Below are 22,635 nucleotides of genomic sequence, written 5' to 3'. Positions count from 1 at the left end.
GAACTCTAATTTTTTTTCATCTGGGAATAGAAAGTTGAACCAAAAAATAGCTTGAGAATATCAACCAAAAGTATAAAAAAAAACCGCAGGTATTTGCAAAAGGTTAAACAAGAAAAAACCGAAGTGAAAAATTTTCTCTAAATTTATTTCGGTGATTTATATATTTTCCAGGTAAAACGATTTTTCCCACAGTCTAAGCTTGGTTCTGCTAGAGCGGGGCTACGTCAAAGACTAGGGTAATTGCTTACGCTAGGGTAGCGTGGCGTAAGCCATATTCTTCTCACAAATATTGGCAACATTTGTGACTAACCATCTCAAGAACAGTCTATGAAAGATAAAGCGATGCATCAATCACAAACACAGAAAATTTCAGATATTCAAACTGTCAAACCATTAGATGGACCAAGGTGGTTAGTAGAAGAACGAGATGCTTGTGGTGTAGGTTTTATTGCTCATCGCCGCAATTATGCCAGTCACGAAATTGTCACAAAAGCTTTAGATGCTTTAACCTGTTTAGAACACCGCGGTGGTTGTAGCGCTGACCAAGATTCTGGTGATGGTGCAGGAATATTGACAGCCATCCCCTGGGAGCTATTTGAAAAAGACTATTCCCGGGAAAATGTGGGGGTAGGAATGTTATTTCTACCACAAAGTAGCGAAATAGCGGCAAAAATTAGAGGTATAGTCGAGGAAATAGCGGCAGCAGAAAAATTAACCGTACTGGGTTGGCGAGTAGTACCAGTGCAAGCTAATTTACTGGGGATACAAGCAAGAGAAAATCAACCCCAGATAGAACAGGTTTTTCTAGGATCAGCAGATAAAAGTGGGGATGAACTAGAAAGAGAACTATATATCACCCGCCGGCGAATTTTCAAGGCTACTCAGCATATTTCCGCAGAATTCTATATTTGCTCTTTGTCTAATCGGACAATAGTCTATAAAGGCATGGTGCGCTCTGCTATCTTGGGAGAATTTTATCTCGATTTAAAGAATCCAGCCTACAAAAGCGCCTTTGCCGTTTACCATCGCCGATTTAGCACTAATACCATGCCGAAGTGGCCTCTGGCTCAACCCATGCGTTTATTGGGTCACAACGGCGAAATTAACACTTTGTTGGGTAATATTAACTGGATGATGGCACGGGAATCTAGCCTGAATCATCCAGTATGGGGCGATCGCTCCAACGAATTTAAGCCCCTAGTTCATATCGACAACAGCGACTCAGCCACCTTAGATAACGTTCTGGAATTAATGGTACGTTCAGGACGTAGCCCCTTGGAAGCCTTAATGATTATGGTGCCAGAGGCATACCAAAATCAACCTTCTTTGCGTCAATATCCCGAAATTATCGATTTTTACGAATATTACAGCGGACTGCAAGAAGCATGGGACGGACCAGCACTGTTAGTATTTAGTGATGGTGAAAAAGTTGGCGCCACACTAGACCGTAACGGATTAAGACCCGCTCGTTATCTAATTACCAAAGATGATTACATCCTTGTCGCTTCCGAAGCTGGAGTAGTAGAAATTCCTGAAGCCAATATTCTGGAAAAAGGTAGACTCGGACCAGGACAAATGATTGCTGTGGATCTGGTCAACCATGAAATCCTCAAAAATTGGGAAATTAAACAATACATCGCCCAGCAGCATCCCTATGGAGAATGGTTAAAACAATATCGCCAAGAACTCAAACAGCTAGTACATCAAACTCCCAGCAATGGGAATAGTCATTCCAGCACCCCCCAAAATATCAGCGGTGTAGCCATAGGAAGCTATGAACAAACCCTACTGCGTCATCAATTGGCCTTTGGCTATACCACAGAAGATGTAGAAATGGTAATTCAACCCATGGCCGCTGAGGGTAAAGAACCGACTTTCTGCATGGGGGATGATATTCCTTTAGCTGTGCTGTCGGAAAAACCCCACCTACTGTATGACTACTTCAAGCAGCGTTTTGCTCAAGTGACAAATCCAGCCATTGACCCCTTACGGGAAAGGTTGGTAATGTCCTTAAATGTGGAACTGGGAGAACGGGGAAACTTATTAGAAGTTAAACCAGAACACGCCCGCAAACTCAAGTTAGAATCCCCTGTGTTGATGGAGACAGAACTAGAAGCGATTCGGCTATCAGGGTTTGCAACGGCGGAATTATCAACCTTATTTGCGATCGCCCAAGGACCAGAAGGATTAAAAGATGCTGTACAGTCTTTAAATGCACAAGCTGCCGCATCTGTCAAGGCTGGAGCAAAGATTTTGATCCTCAGCGATTGCCCAGAAGGAGATAATGGCATTAGTGCTGAATATACTTACATTCCTCCCTTACTAGCAGTAGGGGCAGTACATCATCACCTCATACAGCAAGGTCTACGAACTAAAACCTCCTTGATTGTGAAAACAGCCCAGTGCTGGAGTACACATCACTTCGCTTGTTTGATTGGCTATGGAGTTGATGCGGTTTGTCCTTACACAGCTTTGGATACTGTCCGCGACTGGTGGTGGAAACCCAAAACCCAAAACTTTATGGACAGGGGTAAAATCGCCAAGCTCACCCTAGAAGAAGCTTTAGGAAATTATCGCCAAGCGGTAAACTCCGGTTTACTAAAAATTCTCTCAAAAATGGGAATATCCTTACTGTCCAGTTATCAAGCGGCGCAAATTTTTGAAGCCATTGGTATCGGTGGGGATTTATTAGCATTGGGATTCTGTGGTACAACTTCCCGCATCGGTGGGTTAAGCGTCAAGGAATTAGCAGAAGAAGTGCTTTCTTTCCATCGCAAAGCTTTCCCGGAACTGACCGCGAAGAAGTTAGAAAATTTGGGTTTTGTTCAGTATTTCCCTAAGGGAGAATACCATATGAATAACCCAGAAATGGCCAAGGCGCTCCATAAAGCCGTGGATGGTAAACAATATGACCACTACGAAGTTTACAAGCAGCACCTACAAGGACGACCAGTAACAGCTTTGCGTGATTTGTTGGACTTCCAAAGCGATCGCGCACCCATCCCTTTAGAAGAAGTAGAATCAGTCAGTGAGATTGTCAAACGCTTCTGTACTGGTGGGATGTCTTTAGGTGCATTATCAAGAGAAGCCCATGAGACTTTGGCTATAGCCATGAACCGCATTGGTGGCAAATCTAACTCTGGGGAGGGTGGCGAAGATCCAGTACGGTATAAAGTCCTCAATGATGTAGACCCATCCGGTAAATCACCGACTTTACCTCATTTGCATGGACTGCGCAATGGTGACACAGCTTCTAGTTCCATAAAGCAAGTAGCATCCGGACGCTTTGGGGTCACACCAGGATATTTAAGCAGCGCCCAACAAATTGAAATCAAAATCGCCCAAGGGGCAAAACCCGGGGAAGGTGGACAACTACCAGGAGCAAAAGTTAGTCCTTACATTGCTATGTTAAGGCGATCTAAGCCCGGTGTAACCTTGATTTCACCCCCACCCCACCATGATATTTATTCCATTGAGGATTTAGCACAGCTAATTTTTGACCTGCACCAAATTAATCCCACAGCACAGGTATCTGTAAAGCTGGTGGCGGAAATTGGGATTGGGACTATTGCGGCGGGTGTAGCTAAAGCTAACGCCGATATTATTCAGATATCTGGTCATGACGGTGGTACTGGAGCCTCACCACTGAGTTCTATTAAACACGCAGGTTCACCCTGGGAACTAGGGTTAACTGAAGTACATCGTGTATTAATGCAAAATGCCCTGCGCGATCGCGTGATTTTGCGTGTAGACGGTGGGCTAAAATCTGGTTGGGATGTGGTCATGGGCGCTTTGATGGGCGGTGAAGAATTTGGTTTTGGTTCCATCGCCATGATTGCCGAAGGTTGTATTATGGCGCGCATCTGCCACACTAATAACTGTCCTGTGGGTGTTGCTTCTCAAAAAGAAGAACTCCGCAAACGGTTTACAGGAATGCCAGAACATGTAGTCAATTTCTTCTATTTCATCGCTGAAGAAGTTCGCCATTTACTAGCAAGACTCGGCTACCGCTCTTTATTAGAAATTGTCGGACGAGGTGATTTGTTGACCACACGAGATGGGGCAAAAGTTAGCAAAACCCAAGCACTCAACCTCGACTGTTTACTACATCTCCCTGATGTTAAAAATAACCGTACCTGGTTACTACATGAAGAAGTCCACAGTAACGGTGTGGTGCTAGATGAGCAATTCCTGGCTGACCCGGATATTCAAAGGGCGATAACCCAAAATACCACTGCTACCAAAACCCTGGCGGTAGTTAACACAGATAGAACAGTGGGAGCACGGTTAGCCGGTGCGATCGCTTCTCGCTATGGTGACAGTGGTTTTCAAGGACAAATTAACCTCAATTTCCAAGGTAGTGTGGGGCAAAGCTTTGGTGCTTTCAACCTCCCGGGCATGATTTTGACCTTGACAGGAGAAGCTAACGACTATGTGGGTAAGGGGATGCACGGTGGTGAAATCATCATCAAACCCCCAGGGGATGCTACCTACGCAGCATCACAAAATGTCATAGTTGGTAACACCTGCCTTTATGGTGCCACGGGTGGTACATTATTCGCCAACGGTTTAGCCGGTGAACGCTTCGCTGTACGTAACTCCAAAGGTATGGCAGTTATTGAAGGTGCGGGAGACCACTGCTGTGAGTACATGACCGGTGGTGTGATTGTTGTCTTGGGGAAAGTAGGACGTAACGTGGGCGCAGGGATGACTGGCGGACTAGCATACTTCCTAGATGAAGACAATTCTTTCCCAGAGTTAGTCAATCCAGAAATTGTCAAAGTCCAGCGAGTGCTGACAGAAGCAGGCGCAAAACAATTGCAAGAATTAATCAGAAATCATGGCGATCGCACTGGTTCTGCAAAAGCAAAAATGATTCTGCAAAATTGGTCAGAATACTTGCCTAAATTCTGGCAACTAGTACCACCTTCTGAAGCCGAGAATCCAGAAGCAAATCCCCAAGCTATTGTGGAAAAACAGTTAAGTTCAGTTTAGTTGCTCACCACAAGGTACCCAACTTTTCTGTACAGTTTTTTAACTGTAGAGACGTTAGTTATTAACGTCTCTACAACTCATACAGCACCTTGCACCGAATCTGAAGTACAGATATGAATGGTAAAACTTTTTTGGGGTGGCCATCTTACCCGCCCTTGGGTATCTCACTCAGATGAAATGTCCTGTAATTTCCATGGACTAGCCATAAGCATTATTTTTTGTTTGCGAGCAAAGTTTGATTTTTGTCTTCCATCACTAGAAGTTCTGGAATAGTCACAAAACTATAACCTTGCTCTCGAAACTTACTAATAATTTCCGGTAAAGCTTGCACAGTTTGGGAACGATTTCCACCCCCATCATGCAACAACACAATACCGCCAGGTTGTGCGTTCCGAAAAACATTATTGACCAAGTTCGGAACACTGGGTAGGGAATAGTCTAATGAATCCGACGACCACAGAACAATGGCATACTGATTATTTCTAGCATAAGCAGCTAATCCATTGTGCATAATTCCCCCTGGCGGTCTAAACAAATTTGTTTTGACACCAGTAACTTGATAAATTATCTCCGTTGTGTGCTTAACTTCATAGGCTGCTGCATTGGGATTCATATAATGATACCAATGATGCCAAGTATGATTACCAATGGCGTGACCTTCAGCAATCACCCTCTGCACTAGAGTGGGATAATTCTTAACATTCTGTCCAACAACAAAAAATGTAGCTTTAATATTATTTTGTTTAAGAATATCCAGCACTTGTGAAGTGGTTTCCCTCCAAGGTCCATCATCAAAAGTCAGAGCAATCACTTTTTGATCTTGATTCACTTTACCCGCCTTAATAGTTGCTCCTTGAAAGCGTGCTGGTGCACCAGAGGTAACACCCTTAGTGTTTGCTTCTTGCTCCCAACTGGTGAGCATCGCCGCCTTTAACTGCTCAATGCGCTGCTGAGTACTGACCTTGGCCGCAGGTAAATTATTTATATTTATACTTCGTCTCCCCTGAGAAATGGCTACGCCACGCGAGCTATCAGATGCATTGGGCTTGATGAATAACATTAAGCTAATGCTCAAACTAGCACTCAAGAAAAGCAATGCAATTAGTATTCCTTGCGGCCACAAAAAAGTCTTAGTTTTTGCCACTTCATAGCTCCTTCAACGGTAGAACTATCAGTTATAGTTGTGACATTGGTTTCATAACACACTGAGTCATAAATACTATATACGCAGATTTTTGATCGTATCCATAATTTTTGATAGAAACACAAATGCAGCACTTTTGGTGGTAAATAAAATACACATCTTGATATCATAAATCTTGTGAGGTGGGCAATAACTTACGCCACACTACACTACCCTATCAGTACCCGTCCCTTTGTACCTAACTCAGATGAAATACACATATATTTCGGAAATATTAGATTGTAGCTTGTAAGGCTTCAAATCTAACTAAAAAATCTGGTCTTGGATAAAAAATAGCCCCATGATCTTGGTATGTCTCTGACAATAACACTTAAATTATTTAAGTGATAATTTTTATACTATTGTTGATGTATAAAAAGTTATCATAATTATCTGAGGACTTACACATACTGGAAAATTTGCCGACTAGCATTGAAAATTTTAGTCCTCTCTCATATTGCCAGACAGTAATTACAACAAATAGCAACTTACCATTTTCCCTGATATTTAAGTAAATCTTATCCGCTCTTCAATCACCTGATATTTTTCTCCTGATAGCCTAGCCTAGCGTTAGCCATTTGTCATTACTATTTCTGGAAGAAAAAGTTAAATTTTCAACTGAATAATTATGGATTAGCTAAAACAATTAAGTTCATAGATTGTGCCATTAATAATGTAGAAAAAGCAGTCAATTATTATACTGTTTGTAGATTTATTGGCAACAATTGCCTGCAATATTTCAGGTTTTCCATAAATGCTAATAATTAAGCATTTCCCGAGTATTATCACTTTGCTCTCTTGGTGCTGTATATTATGTATTCACAGCTTCCACACCAGAGAAATTTTCTACCACCTCCGCGACTTTTCAAACTTTTACATATAAGAATTATCTATGATTATTTGCTTCTTAGTTGGCGTGATCTATTTTTTGCTCCAAACTTCACTCCTCTTAGCCACAGGTGAAGGATGGACAAAGTTTTGGCTTTTGGATCACATAGAAAATTTTCAGTATTGGGACGCAAGTATTTATGCACAACTAGCTGTAAATCCTACGTATAGTGCTTTTTATCCCTTATGGCCGAGTTTGGTGCGAGTACTGACAAACCCTGACACAGTAGAGCAAGCATTAAAGGTGATGATTGTCACCTCTGAGATCCTCTTTTTAGCCTCACTACCTCTGGCTCGACTAACATTTGATCGCATCATCAAAAACACAAATGTTTCACGTATAGTATTTATACTATATGCCCTCGGACCAAATGCAATTTTTCATTCTATAGGTTATACCGAAAGCCTTTTTAGCCTTTTGAGCCTCCTGTTTCTACTGAGCTTACACACTGCGGAGCAAAAAGAAATTTCTCCGGTGACAACCTTGAGTTTATATGTAGCCATTTTTGTGCTTTCGGTTTTACTAAATCTCCTGCGCCCAGTTTTACTACAGTCCTGGTTTGCAATCACGTTCATACTGATAATCTTATCCATTATCCGCGGGATCTCTTCATCTAATGGCGATGATCTAGCATTAACAGCAAAAACCACGCCCCTAACTATTTTAGTTGGCATTGGGAGTATTGTTGGCTACAGCATTTATGGATTCTTCTGTCTGAACACTGCAGGAAATTTCCTCGCGCCTTTTCAAGCCCAACAGTCATGGGGAAGAACCATAGCTTTTCGTCCTTGGTTGCTAGTTTTTCCCCGGTCTTTACTGATGGATATCCACGCCCTCTATACATCTATTCTAGTTTTTGCCGTATTGGGCTACCTGTTATACGCCATCTATCGAGGTTGGAGGGAAATCATTATTAATCTTCCATCTAAACCATGGATATACATTTTTTTATTCCATCCCCTATTGTTTATAGCTATTCTTACAGGATTAAGTTATTTTGCCAAGGGCTGGATCCAGTCTATACCCATCCACCACCCCAGACAGGTTCTCAATAATTGGAGATCGTTTACTGTGCTTTACGCAGTAGCACTTTCTGGCGTTCATTGCATCATTAACTTCTTGGCTAATTCTGGATACCTGTATAGCAATGCTCGTCATTACTTTGGTACACCCTATGGTTTTGTATCTATTGGTGTCATGTTAACATCATTATCTATACCTAAGTTAAATCGGCTGATGTGGGTAATTGCCGCCGTTGGCGTGGTTTGGTTGGGATCACAATGGTTCAACTATGGTAGTGGTGGTTGGCTAGGATAAATTTGATTTCAGCCACTGAATTACCTATCTTTTGTGCAGTGAAATATCTCCTGACAGGGTAGTAATTATGTTTCTTTTAATTAATTACATAGAATATCAATTCAAGAAGTCACCAGTATTATTTCTACTTGGTATAGCTCTAAGCGTGAGGTTGTATAATATTAACTAACCAATTATAAGTATTCATTCCTGGCGACAAGCAGATACAGCAGCAATGGCGAGGAATTTCTATGAGAATAGGTTTAACTTATTTTGTCCACAAATTGACTGGGGTGGTAATTCACCTGGTTATTGTGAAACGGAATTTCCAATTTATTCATTTATTGTCTCTATATTTTATAAATTTTTCGGTTTACATGAAATATTCGGCAGATTGATATCTGTTATTTTTTCTTTATTTACAATATTTTTTCTATATCAACCGATTAGAACTTACTTTAATGATGCAACAGCTTTTTGGTCTTGCTTATGGTTTAGTATTTTGCCTGTTAGTATCTATTACAGTCGAACTTTCCAACCAGAATCGATGCTTTTAATGTGTTCTGTTGGAGGTATATACTATTTTAATAAATGGTTAGAATCACAGAAATTACATCTTTTGTGTATATCAGCATTATTCGTGTCTTTGGCTTGTCTTATTAAAGTTCTGCCAATCATATATGTAGGTTTACCATTATTATTTTTGGCTTATCATAAATTCTCTCACAAGATTTTTACTAAAATCTATCTTTGTCTATATAGTTTATTTATTATAATAACTGTTGCTTTGTGGTATTACCACGCCCATCAAATATTTTTAGAATATGGTAATACCTTTGGTTTTTGGGGTGGTTCATCCGACAGATACAAATACGATTTAATATTAAAGTCTAATTTTTGGTTACAAATAAGTTTTAGAACTATTGTAAGACAATTTGCTGTCCTTATGTTTCCTATATTTATAGCTGGCTTATTAATGAAAAGGAAAACCCAACAGGAGTACTTATTTGATATTTGGTTATTGTCAGTAGTATTAACTTGGATTTTAGCACCTACGACTAGCTTAGTACATGAATATTATCAATTACCTTTTATGTTACCTGGCGTTGTATTTATAGGAAAATTCTTTAGTAAATATTTCAACAAAAATCATCAGGGAAAAAATATCAAGAAGTTTTTAGCAATTTGTTTATCCTTATCTATACTCACTAGTTTTACTATTTATTCTATAGATTATATGTCTAAGGAAAGGGCAAATAAATCAAAAGTGTTCCAATTAGCAGAAATAGTTAAAGACAAAATACCATCTGATACATTAACAATTTTTACAACAGGTGGTGATCCTACTTTACTATATTTATCCCATAGAAAAGGATGGATGATCAATCCTAGAGACTTAAATGAAGAATATATTATGTCTAAAATACAGTTAGGTGCTGATTATTTAGTAGGTAGCTTTGATTTTATTCAGAGCTATAAATCTTCGTTAGATGATATGCAAAAAAACAGAATTAATACTGTTCTCAGTAAATATCCCAATATCCTACATGATGGAAGTTTCTTTATTGCTGACTTAAAATAATTCATCTTAGGCAGTTAGTTTACCCTTAGAGGATGTTTAATAACTTTTTTACAGGTAATTTTTATCTTAGGGAACAGGGAATGAGGAATGGGGAATGGGGAATGGGGAACCGAAACAATCAAATCCAATCCCCTCCCCTTACAAGGGGAGGGTTAGGGTGGGGTCAAAGAATATTCGACACACTAATCATGACTTGACAAACATCCTCTTAGGATAGCAGGATAAATATAAATACAATCCACTGTATTATAAGTTTTTCCTAAATAAGTACACATCTTCCTCCTGAAACTCTAATTTAAATTCGGGATTAGAAGTGATTTGCTTAACCAGAGAATTGGCAAAATCTTGATTACTTCCCCAACCAGGATGACGAACATTTAACAAGATATACTCGAAAATCTTGAAGTCATGGGTAAAATTACCATCCGTAAACTTAATTATTTGTCGATGGCTTAAATGTGGGGAAATTTGTGAGGTTGTGTAAACGCCTCCTTTGGTCTTTATTTGTGATACTGCTTTATGGGTAGCTTGCAAATTGTCTACAGAACTTAAATATCTCCCACCAAAGTAAGTAAATTTTGCCAACCAAAGAAATCCTATCAATGACCAGATAATCATCCCACGTCTATTTTGGATCCATCCCTTACCCAAAGACAGACTAGCAATTACAGCCAATATTAGAAAAGGTAAAGCTGGTAATGAATATTGGTGAACCAAGTCCTTTTGTGCGGGATAGTCTGCTAGTAGATTGAGAAAAATACAAGGAATAGCTGGTATTAATGATTGAAAACTAGCAGAAGAAAGACCCCAAATAATTGGTGACAATAATAAAACTAAATAGACTAAATTATCTATATAAAAAAGTTTTTCTAAGATTAGCTGTGGTTGGAAAAATAAGTTTTGAGCAATCTCTAGAACTGAATTACCTAAATAACTGTAACGTCCAACTGCTGCTGCTTCTGCTCCACTAAAGGAGGGAATCACTAACTGAGTCGCTATTAAAAACCAAGCTGTTCCTAAAAAAAGAGCGATCGCACCAGCAAAACGCCGTTTCTCAAAAAACAGTAACCATAGTCCCATCCCAGCAACAGTCAAAGATAACACAGCTTTACAGCTTAAAATTAAGATTACACAAACAGAAAACCAAGTTATTTTTCCCAGACGCGCTGTCAAAACTGCACTCAACAGTAAGGTTACAGCAATAACTTCCGGGTGGAAATCAAATAAGTTAGCATTAAATATCAGTGGATATAACAAATACACACCAGCCATACCAATTGCTTGGCTCTCTTTTAGTCCTGCTATCATACCTAAATGATATGTAGGTAAAGCACCTAACGATAAAGCTAGCGCTTGGACAACAAATAACCAATAAACGCTGGGGTAGACCTTATATAACAAAGCTAAAGGATAAAAAATTCCAGCACCATGATCCCCAATAATATGAAACCCTAAAAAGGAAGATATAGGGTTTTCACCTTGACTAATTAAGTAAATCGCCTGGTCGAAAATACCTAAATCAAACCCATCTGATTGAAATAAAAAGTGTCTTAAAGTACTAGCGGTAAATAAAATTAAAGTACCCACCCCAATCATCCAACCAATAGCACCAGGTCGAATTAGGCTTTGTTTCCATAGTGCCAACCAACTATTTTCAGTCATAATTAACTACCTGTTTTCCGCTAATTAATGCTTCAGACTACCTAAACTATAGTCCCCAGTATTATCTCAAAATTTCGGTTTAATTCTCTCAGGTATAAACGACAAAAATTAAAATTCCCAACAATCTGGTACGAGAGAGTGTCAAACTAGAAGTTGTCTGTAAATTCTTAAGCAATTATGAAGGCTATTACCCTTCTTGGTTCTACCGGCTCCATCGGTACTCAAACTTTAGATATCGTCACTCAGTATCCAGACCAATTTCGGATCGTGGGATTGGCTGCGGGGAATAATGTAGAGATGTTAGCGGCTCAAATTCGCCAGTTTCGTCCCAGTATAGCGGCGATTTCTGCCCAGGAGAAATTACCAGAACTGCAAGCAGCCATCAAAGACCTTGATCCCCAACCTATTTTACTCGCTGGTACTTCTGGAGTCATCGAAGTGGCCCGTTATGGTGATGCGGAAACCGTAGTTACGGGTATTGTCGGTTGTGCTGGTTTATTACCGACTATCGCTGCTATTGAAGCTGGTAAAGATATTGCTTTAGCAAATAAAGAAACTTTAATCGCAGGCGGTCCGGTGGTTTTACCTCTGGTAGAAAAACACGGCGTCAAACTCTTACCCGCTGATTCTGAGCATTCCGCAATCTTTCAGTGTCTCCAAGGTGTCCCCAAGAATGGCTTACGGCGAATTTTACTCACTGCTTCTGGTGGGGCTTTCCGTGATTGGGATGTAGCCAAGTTAGCAGAGGTGACGGTTGCTGATGCTCTCAAGCATCCCAATTGGTCTATGGGGCGGAAAATTACCGTAGACTCGGCTACTTTAATGAATAAGGGATTAGAGGTAATTGAGGCTCATTTCCTTTTTGGCTTAGATTATCAAGATATTGATATTGTCATTCATCCCCAAAGTATTATTCACTCACTTATTGAGTTACAAGATACATCGGTTTTGGCTCAACTGGGTTGGCCGGATATGCGGTTACCGTTACTTTATGCTTTGTCTTGGCCTGAGCGCATCTACACGGACTGGGAAAGGCTAGATTTGGTTAAGGCTGGTAATTTGACTTTCCGTGAACCAGACCACCAGAAGTATCCTTGTATGCAGTTGGCTTATGCTGCTGGTAAAGCTGGGGGTTCCATGCCCGCTGTATTAAATGCTGCCAATGAGCAGGTTGTGGCTTTATTTTTAGATGAGAAAATTCAATTTTTAGATATTCCCCGATGTATCGAATTAGTCTGCGATCGCCATCAAAATCATAACTGTAGCAATCCATCTTTAAATGACATTTTGGCAGCAGATAAATGGGCTAGGCAAGAAGTTGTAACATTAGCTCACCAGTTAAAATCTCCTACCAAGGTAATTCCCCTGTCCCCTACAAGTCGATAGTATCAAAATATTTAGTGAGGTCGGTTATTGAGGCTAACCCTCCTCACTGGCTTTATAAATCATTGTGGCTGAGTCATAAAATTTAGATATACTTAAGCGGCAATTCTTAAAAATTACTAATATTGATTCAAATATCACGGATTGATCACAAGCATATGGAATATATAGGGTAGAGTCCCCAGATAAGAATTAGTGCGAAAATATACGACCAATAATATTATTAAGCTGCGTGCAACTTCTACAAGACTATTTTCTATCAGCTTTCAGTGAGTTACCAATCCTGTAACCAAAATATAGCCAGTATTTTCAGTCCTACTGTTTTGTGCATCTTTCAAGGAAAATAATATTAAACACATACATCAATATTCACGCTCACCATTAAAAATAGGACATATTCAGGAATTAACATTTATGATTCCCATCCTCATTCTTGCTTGGATAGTCTTTGTTATCTTGTTAAAAGTTCTCAAAACTACTTTTAAGAACGCATTAACAATTGCAGCTATAGTAATTTTATTAAATGTCGGCTTTGGAATCACACCCGAAGATATTTGGCAACAGATTATGCAAATTGCTCAAACAATTTCGCCACCGCAGTAGATGATATCACCTATTAGCAACCTATCTGTATTGCGGATCATTTTTCTAACCTAGGAAGCTTCTCTAACGCATCCTTAATACTTGCAGGTAGCTGACGCATGATCTTACCTCTTTCGCGATCCAATCCTACTAATGTGACCTTAGCTGTGGTGTATAACTGCTGTCCATCTGTGGAAACAATTCCATAATCCCAGTTCATGCGGACACCGCTTACTTCAGCAATACGCGTTTTGACAATTACAGCCATTCCTAACTGAATTGCACGGTGATAACGTACTGAAAGTTCTACTACCGGTAAATCACAGCCTAATAACACTAAATCAGCAAAATCAATACCGATGGAGCGCAAACATTCTACCCTTGCTTCTTCCATCCAAGTTAAATAAGTACCATGCCAAACCACACCCCCATAGTCAGTATGATGGGGTTGTACTCTTACCGGATATTCAAACCAACTCTCAAATTTGCCGTTTGATGGTACATCAATGGCACTATTTGCTGGTGATTCCCCTGGAATCGCTTGTTTTTCAGACATTTTTCAGTTTGTTAACAGTTATCAAGGTTTCACATCTCACAGAATTGTCTACCGGGACTCACTGCTATGTAAACACCAATGTTTCCAAGTGCGTTAGGAGCATAGTCCATAACGCACCCTAGCAAATGAAAATAAATGTGTATCAGGTTTTTTCACTTGTGTTTACACTGTCAACCCGCAATCAGAACAAACATTTTAGTTAGTGCACATGGTCAAACCTATCACTTTTTAGCCAGAGTTTTGTTGCCCGAACCATTTGGCGTAGATTGTTTGACAAGATTAGCCAGTTCTTGTAACTGATTAATGGCTTCTGCACCCTCTAACTTCATTAATTCACGATCATCTCGCATTTCAGTCCAAGTAATCCCATAATCGGATACTAAGAATCTAATCAAGTGATTGTCGCCTAAGCTTACCATAAATGAAGCACTATTCATCTGGTCGCCACAGGTATAACATGACGCGGGGTATCCACGTCGTTCTAGTACAATTGCCAAGGCTTGTAGATTCATTACCAAGTCTTGAACGAATTGTTGGTGTTGATGCGCTAGTCTCAGAAACACTTTTTTCCTCCAGACACCACAGTGATTTCAGTCGTCTTTATATTTTCTTTAGCTTTTTGCATCCACTGGTATTGTAAACTAAACATTACCTTTACCAAAGTCCTGTAAGATTATTAATTAATTACCTTGCTTAGGGTAGTAAATAAATTTACAGCTTGCTGTATCAAACTATTCAATTTCAGGGATTGACTGCTCGGACGTATTTCATAAACTTCACCTCGACAGGAATTTCTACTTGCTTGAGGTACAGTTAGATGGTCAGGATGACCAAATATTTTTAACCTTCATATAGTATCTATCTATCACCTAATCTGCTGTATACTGCCAAAATTGTCTGACAACAACAATTGAAACTACTGGCGTATTTTTCGTAGACAATCCTCTAGGGCATTCCACTTGAATCTAATACTCATCTAAACTATTTTCCCATGGGACGAAGCAGCAATCGGTATATGTGGGAGTAGTGCTGAATCTGTGTTTTATTATTGTCAACAATACTACCAAATACCTAACCTACGTATCCATGGCTTATGACTGAGAATAACTGAATACAGGATAGTTATGGTGCCATTTTGTCAGTATTTTCTAATTCTTGAGGTATTACCGCCCACAGTAAGTAAAATTAGAATTTAGGAATCACCCTAATATCCCAACCCCCGCTATACCCGATAAGTTAAGTATAGCGGTGGATATTTTAATCGACTACTTGCCACCAACCGAAAGCCGGACCGATAAAACGGATAGTTATCCAAGCTACTACCATAACACCAATACAGAACCAGGTTCCGCGAGTAGTCCAGTTCATAAACTGTTCAGACTGAGTTTTGGTGATGGGAACCCAAGGTAAGATTCGAGATTCTTGACCGTAGTTCTCTGCGAGTGTAGTTTTACGACGCTTTGCTTCACCCATAATCAACAATTCTTGAATGAGGTTTTAATATGCTTGCACCAAAGTTGATAATAGCGCTTGCTATGAGGCGATCTCATGGTAATTGATAAAAGTCAATACTCACCTAGCCAGAACTCTCTCCATCAGGATGAGAAAACAGACTGGGATCAAGATAGTTAATACGTGCTAGAGGACTGAGGACAGCCAGTACTTGTGCGCCATAACTGCGGTTAACTACACGACTGTCGAGTAAAGCTACAATACCTTGACTTTCTCGGACTGGTGCGATGGCTCGTTGTAATTCATTCAAAGCCGCTGGTAATAAGAATAAACGAAACCAATCCTGATGCGATCGCTTATAGTAAGCAACCCTACCAGCTACAAGGGGACTTTCTAAAGATGGTAACGGTAAAGTAGCAATAATTAACAGATGGGGGGCTGGTAAAACCGACTGATGCGATCGCCAAAATTCCCAACCACTAATTAAAATCCCATTATCATCCAAGCAAGTTTTTTCCACCTGAACCCGTGAACCAAATTCCGAGGCCAGAATAGCACCCACTCGAGCCTTTAGTGGCACATCTCCCACCAATACAACCGTCAAACCAGGGGCCGTAGCGCTCAGACAAACCAGTGTCCGCACTTTGTGAATAAATGCTCCTTGAAACTCTGGGGTATTCGGTAGAGGCAATTTATGAGGTATATACAATTGAATTGCTGTCCCTTGACTCTCATTAGAGAACTTCAAGCAAGTTACCTCATTTAAACCCAAACGCTCACGAAACAAAGGGGCTTCAGTTTCCGGTTCTAAAGCGCTACCCACTAACACCACTGGTTGTCTCAGCCAAATAGGCGCGATGCTTTTTCCTAATTCTATGGGAGCAGAGTGTAAATAAAACACCCCTTGGCGACGATCAAGTGTTGCCCATAATAGAGAATATGCGCCCATATTTTCTTTACTATTAACCAATTGCACACCAAAATTTTCCCATGGTTTCGTTAGTGTTTTTACATAGCTTATCTGCTCATATAAATCACATAATATTTTTTGTTCTAAGGTAGAAATAAGATAACACTCATAGGGATTAACTGGGTGCTGGAACAGAACGCGAGTTAGTTGCGCCCGTGCCGAGCGAATCACGTCCGCCTTGTCAGGACAAGCTAACATCAGTTGATCCCAATCATGGGGTGTAATATCTTGGGTCAGGTGATCCCGTACCCAATCTTCTAAATCATCCACCCCATCAATAATTGTAGGAATCCCAGGAGGAAAAACATCAGCAGATGCAAACTGCCCCTTTAACCAAGCCTGGGGAGATATCAGCAGTACTCCAGGAAAATCAGATCCCGGCCAAACTTCACCTGTCCTAATCGGTTTATTAGCTGGTAGCCACTGCTGTAGACGGGGAATTTCCACCTGTAGTAACCGCTGCTGTACTGCTTCGGGGGCGACAATAATTACCGGACCATACCACATCAAAGCCGATGCCACAAAACTAGTGCGATAGCGACCTTGATAGCCAGAAACGGCCCCAACTTGAATTAAGGCGCTACGTCCTAGGCGCAAGGCACGCGCTACCAACCTTGCCATCGTTAAATGATGGGGCCAGGAAGGAAACCCCGACTGCGATCGCAGGAAGTTATGTAGTGACAAATGAACTTCAGCCTCAATCACAAGCTTTTAATCCCATACAAAGTGATTTCTAATTTCCGTCGCCCCATTTCCATTATCTTGTAATTAGTCCTTAGCGACTACTCAACACCCATCACCCATCATCCATTACCCTCAATTATGCCAACTTACACAGGAATATCCAGTGAAGCCTTCAGACATCCACTTGATCGCCAAGCCGAGAAAGCTTTACGAAATTTGCCAGGATTTGATTTAATAGCTCGTAAATTTGTAGAATTGTTCTACGAACGCCCCCAATTAGTCTATCTGATGGGTAACACCATCCAAGTAAGTACGCGTCAATACCCCAGTATTTACCATATGTTCCGGGAATGTGTCCGCGATTTGGACGTTTACCCAGAACCTGCATTGTTTGTCGTACAGAATCCCCAAGCTAATAGCTATGCCCTGGGGCAGGAAAATCCCTACGTAGTCATCAACACAGGAACCTTAGACTTACTTGATCCCTCCGAGATTAGGGCAGTCTTAGCCCATGAACTGGGTCATATTAAATGTGGTCATACCATTCTAATTCAAATGGCCATGTGGGCTATGAGTGCCGCTTCTGCCCTAGGGGAATTAACCTTCGGTCTTGGCAATTTCGTCTCTCAAGCTTTGATTTATGCCTTTTTTGAATGGCGACGTAAGGCCGAGTTAACCGCAGACCGGGCTGCTTTGTTAGTCATAGATGACTTAAACACTGTTATGTCATCCATGATGAAAGTTTCCGGCGGTAGTATTAAATATGCTCATGAATGTAGCTTAGAAGAATTTGTTAAACAGTCAGAAGATTATCATTTACTAGATGAAAATAGACTGAATCAGGTTTATAAGTTCTTGCTGTATAATGGCTTTCAAGGCACTATGTTGAGCCATCCTTTCCCAGTCGAACGATTACGGTATTTGCAAGAGTGGTCTGTATCTGAACAATATCAACAAATTCGCGCAGGAAATTATCAGCGATCGCCTGGATCAGGAGAAGTAGATGTTACCTCCGAAACTTCCTCACAGGAAGCCGAAATTTTGCGACAACAAATTGAAGAATTGCAACAACAAATTAACAAAATGAAAAAATATGACTAGCCAAATCATGACTAATTTTTAGCAAAATTCAACCACTCCGACTTGAAAATTCCTTAAATCTTCAGAATGAAGATGAGACCTACCCCATAACTTAGTCTCATAGCCATTAGATATTGATTTGTTTAACTTTGGCAATGCATCTAAATAAGAATTTTTTTTAATATGGCAGTTCATCTGATCAAACGACTATCAATACTCGCCACTATTTGCGCCTTTGTAATCTTAATTCCGGGAATTGCCTTGGCCCAACCCCTCCAAAACAAGTCTATCCCTAGTATCATTATTGCCCAAACCACTAAAAATACTGATCCTAGCTTATTTTGGGATACTAACATCTATCCCACACACTCCATGAACACACCACAGCAGCAACAACAAGTCCAGGCTGTACGTCAGAGAAGAAATAAAGACATAGTGGCAATATTAAATACCTCCCAGCGAGCAAAACTGGCTGAAAATATGCGCTCTGGTGACGACATCAATCAGGGTTTAAAAAAACTGAATTTACCACCAGAACAAAAAGACCTGATAAATAGGATCCTAGAGTTGGCTGACCTGAAGATGCAGTCCATTTCCTCTCGGTATTCACTATAAATATCTATGACTGTGAACTTTTCCAGCATCTATAATATATGTTGCCCTATTTAGTCCCTTACCATGTCCGAAGAAGATATCCGTGCCGCCAGGCTGGAAAAAGTCAACCAACTCAAGCAGCTAGGAGCTAACCCCTACGCCTATCGTTGGGAGTCCACCCATCACACAGCAGAATTACAAGAAAAATTTGCCGACTTACCCAATGGTGAAGAAGTTGATTTAGATGTTGCCGTTGCTGGCCGTATTATGGCGCGTCGGGTTTTCGGTAAACTGGCTTTCTTCACCCTACAAGATGAAACTGGCGCTATTCAACTTTATCTCGAAAAAAATCGTATCCAAGAATGGATGGCAGATGTTGATGGCGAAGCTTTCACCCATCTCAAACAACTCATAGATGCAGGTGACATTTTGGGAGCCAGAGGTACTATTAAACGGACTGAAAAGGGCGAATTATCTGTCTACGTCAAAGAATACAGCATCCTCACCAAATCCCTGTTACCCCTACCGGACAAGTGGCATGGTTTAACCGATGTTGCTAAACGCTACCGTCAACGCTATGTAGATTTAATTGTCAACCCCGAAGTGCGGCAAACTTTCCGCCGTCGCGCCCAAATTACCGCGGGAATTCGCCGCTACCTAGAAGAACGGGATTTTCTGGAAATTGAAACTCCGGTTTTACAAAGTGAGGCTGGCGGTGCTGATGCGCGTCCCTTTATCACTTACCACAACACCTTAGAAATGGAGTTGTATCTGCGAATTGCTACCGAACTTCATTTAAAACGGTTGATTGTCGGTGGTTTTGAAAAGGTATTTGAATTAGGACGCATTTTCCGGAATGAGGGAGTATCGACTCGCCATAATCCCGAATTTACCTCTGTTGAAGTTTACCAAGCCTACGCGGATTACCATGATATGATGGCCCTCACAGAGGGAATTATTACCACCGTAGCCCAAGAAGTTCTCGGAACATTACAAATTACTTACCAAGGCACACAGATAGATTTATCACTACCTTGGCGACGGGTGACAATGCATGATTTAGTCAGAGAACATACAGGCTTAGATTTCAATTCTTTTTCTACATTGGAAGAAGCGAAAGCTGCAAGTAAAAATGCTGCGCTTCAAGGTATAGAAGATGCGCAGACAATCGGTAAACTTTTAAACCAAGCCTTTGAACAAAAAATAGAAGAAAAATTAATTCAGCCTACCTTTGTCATAGATTATCCAGTGGAAATTTCACCCCTAGCTAAACCCCATCGTTCTCAGCCGGGTTTAGTAGAACGGTTTGAATTATTTATCGTGGGGCGTGAAACTGCTAACAGCTTCTCAGAACTTACAGACCCCATAGACCAAAGAGAACGTTTAGAAGCTCAAGCAGCGTTAAAAGCTGCTGGTAACTTAGAAGCTCAAGGTATAGATGAAGACTTTATCACGGCTTTAGAATATGGAATGCCGCCTACTGGTGGTTTGGGGATTGGCATTGATCGGTTGGTGATGTTATTGACTGATTGTGCCAGTATACGCGATGCGATCGCCTTTCCCCTACTTAAGCCAGAATCAGCTAAATCAGGAACGGACTAGAAGAACTGGCAATATCTCCACCCATGTAGGCATCTTTTTGATCTGTGTTCATCTGTGTTCATCTGTGGATAATTAATTTAGTTAAATTTCTGGCTTACGCCAGGCTACACTATCGGTGACCAACCACAGAGGCACAGAGAACACAGAGAAAATGATGTTTTGCCTAATTCCTGATTAATTTGCTACTTCCGCTATTTCAATAACCCGCCCCTCATAGTCCTTCACTAAAAAATTCAGGGGCTTTTGGTTGCGAATCTTCAACTTTAAACCGCGCATTTCCACCCGCAATAGAATCATATCCAAGCAATCCCGGTCGAAACAAACATGACGCTGCTGATTCTTACTACCCAAACTAGCCCCCCTAATGACATGTAACTGAGTATTTTTCTTCATCTGATACCACAGCCCCTCATTAGCATTGTTCATAGCCTTGTTAGACCAGCTGGGACTAGTAGACATATACAATGGGTCAATCCCAGTTGTACCAAGAGTTTGTTCGTAGTTGTAGTAATAGTGCAAAGGTACTTCCGCCGCAGGTAAATCTAGCAGCCCTTCATAAAACTGTCGAGCAATTTCCAAGTCAGACACCATAATTGTGTGTACTTTTGGCGCACTAGTGAGAAACATCCACATAGCGCCCGCATAAGCAGCCAGTAACATCACCATAATGCCTTGGGTGGAAAATAAGCTATCCAAAGGCAGAGAAGACAAAAAAGAGCCTAAAGTCAGAGGGGTGAACAAGAAAGGCATCACGTTAGCTACTATAACCATGAATAAACCAAAGATTATATAAGGGAGCGGCTTGTATTATTCTCGCTGAGAACTAAATTTAAGTCTTAGTTTCTAGTTTATCAGCTGCTATCATAGACGCAAAACTCCATATTGTTAACTGGCGGGCAGAGCTTTAATATGGTGAGATTTGCCACATTTGACCAAAAAAAGCCTAGCATCCCTGAATCAGTGGTTTAGTTCAACATTTTAGTTCAACATTACAGTACCGTCGTCTTGAATCCGCACTGTATTCTTATCTTCTCCTAGATCAGTGGTTTCATTAAATGTCAGCTGCATTACCCCTTCTTTCCTAGAGGGTTCAGGTGTTACTTCCAGCAGTCCCCCATCCTCGCGGAAAAATGTCACAGTCACTGGCGCAGCCAAATCTTGTAATGTTACCTCTGATTGACCTTCAAGCGATCGCGGTGGAGTATCACCAATTACTTCATAAGTGATATTAGCCCCAGTATCATTCACCAATGTGATCTCAACCATACCATTAGCCAGACTAATCTCGGCGCTCGGTGGTTGTTGTTCTTCTGATGGAGGTGGTTCAACAGCGATCATTGGTGGACGGGCCAGTACAGCTGACTCTGGCGGAATACCCTGTACTAAAAGTTGTTGCGTGATAGCATTTGGCGGACATCCCGGAGGCACAACATTTCTAGTATTATATGGTTCTTCGTAATAAATACCCGGGCAAGGATTAAGTGCTAAAGTATCCGAATCCGGTGCTTCTCCCCCAACACCTAGAGGCATTTCACTAGGTGGAAGAGTTGGAGGGATAAAGGGAAGCTGCCCTTCGGCTTGTAGTTTCCGGGTAAAGGCATTGGGAGGACATCCCTGTGGTACTACAACCCGGTTGTTGTGTGGTTCTTCGTAGTAAATACTGGGACAAGGGTTAACCTGAGAGGTCGGTTGCTGTGCTACTACCCTGGTAGAAATCAGCGGCGCACCAATGAGGAATCCGCTGCAAATAACCCCGAAAAGTCCAGTATATTTGCGAGTTGGTTGCTTATTTTTATTCATGATTAACTCCTAAAAAATCCGCACTTTTTGCTATAAAATCTTATTGGGTAATTTAGGTAAACTTTGCCTGATGGCTTGCGTGGGGTAGCTATACCCAAAATAATATTTTTAAAATCACCAAAAAAATATATCAATGGCAATTCATCAATGATTCCAATTTAACAATTAACTTTAGTTGCTTACTCTAACTAGAGGATAGAAATAAAAATGAAATCACACCATCATTTAAACCCCAGGAGTGATGTAATGAAATAATTAATAAATAATTGACGTTCTAAGAGGTTGTTAGGAAAGTCATGATTAGTGTATCAAATATTGTTTAACC

The 22,635-nt window shown here is 40.8% G+C and carries 16 protein-coding genes; 8 read left to right on the top strand and 8 right to left on the bottom strand.

Annotated features, from left to right (window positions below):
- Nucleotides 1-327 precede the first annotated feature (327 nt).
- Nucleotides 328-4,995, top strand: a complete 4,668-nt coding sequence (locus PN447_RS16425) for a glutamate synthase-related protein (RefSeq protein ID WP_271764086.1) — start codon at nucleotides 328-330, stop codon at nucleotides 4,993-4,995.
- Between the two features lie 211 nt (nucleotides 4,996-5,206).
- Here the strand turns inward: PN447_RS16425 and PN447_RS16420 are convergent, their stop codons facing one another.
- Nucleotides 5,207-6,139, bottom strand: coding sequence for a polysaccharide deacetylase family protein (locus PN447_RS16420; RefSeq protein ID WP_271764085.1), 933 nt, complete (start codon nucleotides 6,137-6,139; stop codon nucleotides 5,207-5,209).
- A 931-nt stretch (nucleotides 6,140-7,070) separates the two neighbouring features.
- Here PN447_RS16420 and PN447_RS16415 point away from each other — a divergent pair.
- Together PN447_RS16415 and PN447_RS16410 are read left to right on the top strand one after the other, a co-directional pair.
- Nucleotides 7,071-8,384, top strand: coding sequence for a hypothetical protein (locus PN447_RS16415; RefSeq protein WP_271764084.1), 1,314 nt, complete (start codon nucleotides 7,071-7,073; stop codon nucleotides 8,382-8,384).
- A gap of 214 nt (nucleotides 8,385-8,598) precedes the next feature.
- The gene (locus PN447_RS16410; protein WP_271764083.1) at nucleotides 8,599-9,945 is read left to right on the top strand and encodes an ArnT family glycosyltransferase; all 1,347 of its coding nucleotides are present in this window, start codon (nucleotides 8,599-8,601) and stop codon (nucleotides 9,943-9,945) included.
- Between the two features lie 246 nt (nucleotides 9,946-10,191).
- Here PN447_RS16410 and PN447_RS16405 read toward each other — a convergent pair whose 3' ends face one another.
- Nucleotides 10,192-11,607, bottom strand: a complete 1,416-nt coding sequence (locus PN447_RS16405) for a DUF2079 domain-containing protein (protein ID WP_271764082.1) — start codon at nucleotides 11,605-11,607, stop codon at nucleotides 10,192-10,194.
- 177 nt (nucleotides 11,608-11,784) lie between these two features.
- On the opposite strand from PN447_RS16405, the gene dxr reads away from it, so the two are divergent.
- Nucleotides 11,785-12,993, top strand: a complete 1,209-nt coding sequence (gene dxr / locus PN447_RS16400) for a 1-deoxy-D-xylulose-5-phosphate reductoisomerase (RefSeq protein ID WP_271764081.1) — start codon at nucleotides 11,785-11,787, stop codon at nucleotides 12,991-12,993.
- A 411-nt stretch (nucleotides 12,994-13,404) separates the two neighbouring features.
- Nucleotides 13,405-13,593, top strand: coding sequence for a hypothetical protein (locus PN447_RS16395; protein ID WP_271764080.1), 189 nt, complete (start codon nucleotides 13,405-13,407; stop codon nucleotides 13,591-13,593).
- Between the two features lie 37 nt (nucleotides 13,594-13,630).
- Here PN447_RS16395 and PN447_RS16390 read toward each other — a convergent pair whose 3' ends face one another.
- From PN447_RS16390 to PN447_RS16375, 4 genes are all read right to left on the bottom strand, one after another.
- Nucleotides 13,631-14,128 carry an acyl-CoA thioesterase gene (locus PN447_RS16390; protein WP_271764079.1) on the bottom strand — a complete coding sequence of 166 codons (498 nt, stop codon included), beginning with the start codon at nucleotides 14,126-14,128 and terminating at the stop codon, nucleotides 13,631-13,633.
- 221 nt (nucleotides 14,129-14,349) lie between these two features.
- Nucleotides 14,350-14,691 carry a DUF1815 family protein gene (locus PN447_RS16385; RefSeq protein ID WP_271733692.1) on the bottom strand — a complete coding sequence of 114 codons (342 nt, stop codon included), beginning with the start codon at nucleotides 14,689-14,691 and terminating at the stop codon, nucleotides 14,350-14,352.
- A gap of 694 nt (nucleotides 14,692-15,385) precedes the next feature.
- Nucleotides 15,386-15,601, bottom strand: a complete 216-nt coding sequence (locus PN447_RS16380; protein ID WP_271764078.1) for a DUF2839 domain-containing protein — start codon at nucleotides 15,599-15,601, stop codon at nucleotides 15,386-15,388.
- Between the two features lie 103 nt (nucleotides 15,602-15,704).
- A complete protein-coding gene (locus PN447_RS16375) occupies nucleotides 15,705-17,255 on the bottom strand; it encodes a helicase C-terminal domain-containing protein (RefSeq protein ID WP_271764077.1) in 1,551 nt (516 codons plus the stop codon).
- 117 nt (nucleotides 17,256-17,372) lie between these two features.
- Between PN447_RS16375 and PN447_RS16370 the strand changes: the two genes are divergently transcribed.
- From PN447_RS16370 to lysS, 3 genes are all read left to right on the top strand, one after another.
- Entirely contained in the window at nucleotides 17,373-18,335 is a 963-nt protein-coding gene (locus tag PN447_RS16370; RefSeq protein WP_271764076.1) for a M48 family metallopeptidase, read from the top strand.
- A gap of 162 nt (nucleotides 18,336-18,497) precedes the next feature.
- Nucleotides 18,498-18,929 (top strand): hypothetical protein, encoded by a 432-nt coding sequence (locus tag PN447_RS16365; RefSeq protein ID WP_271764075.1) that lies wholly within the window; start codon nucleotides 18,498-18,500, stop codon nucleotides 18,927-18,929.
- Nucleotides 18,930-18,992: 63 nt separating this feature from the next.
- Nucleotides 18,993-20,510, top strand: a complete 1,518-nt coding sequence (gene lysS, locus PN447_RS16360) for a lysine--tRNA ligase (protein WP_271764074.1) — start codon at nucleotides 18,993-18,995, stop codon at nucleotides 20,508-20,510.
- A 174-nt stretch (nucleotides 20,511-20,684) separates the two neighbouring features.
- On the opposite strand, the gene PN447_RS16355 is transcribed toward lysS, so the two are convergent.
- Together PN447_RS16355 and PN447_RS16350 are read right to left on the bottom strand one after the other, a co-directional pair.
- The gene (locus PN447_RS16355) at nucleotides 20,685-21,281 is read right to left on the bottom strand and encodes a glyoxalase-like domain protein (protein WP_271764072.1); all 597 of its coding nucleotides are present in this window, start codon (nucleotides 21,279-21,281) and stop codon (nucleotides 20,685-20,687) included.
- 207 nt (nucleotides 21,282-21,488) lie between these two features.
- Nucleotides 21,489-22,310, bottom strand: a complete 822-nt coding sequence (locus PN447_RS16350) for a hypothetical protein (RefSeq protein ID WP_271764071.1) — start codon at nucleotides 22,308-22,310, stop codon at nucleotides 21,489-21,491.
- Nucleotides 22,311-22,635: the final 325 nt, after the last annotated feature.

It is taken from the genome of Anabaena sp. CS-542/02, from assembly GCF_028331085.1.
In the GTDB taxonomy this organism is placed as follows: domain Bacteria; phylum Cyanobacteriota; class Cyanobacteriia; order Cyanobacteriales; family Nostocaceae; genus Anabaenopsis; species Anabaenopsis arnoldii.
Note: the sequence above shows the minus strand (reverse complement) of the source record. Positions and strands in the feature narration are given on the sequence as shown.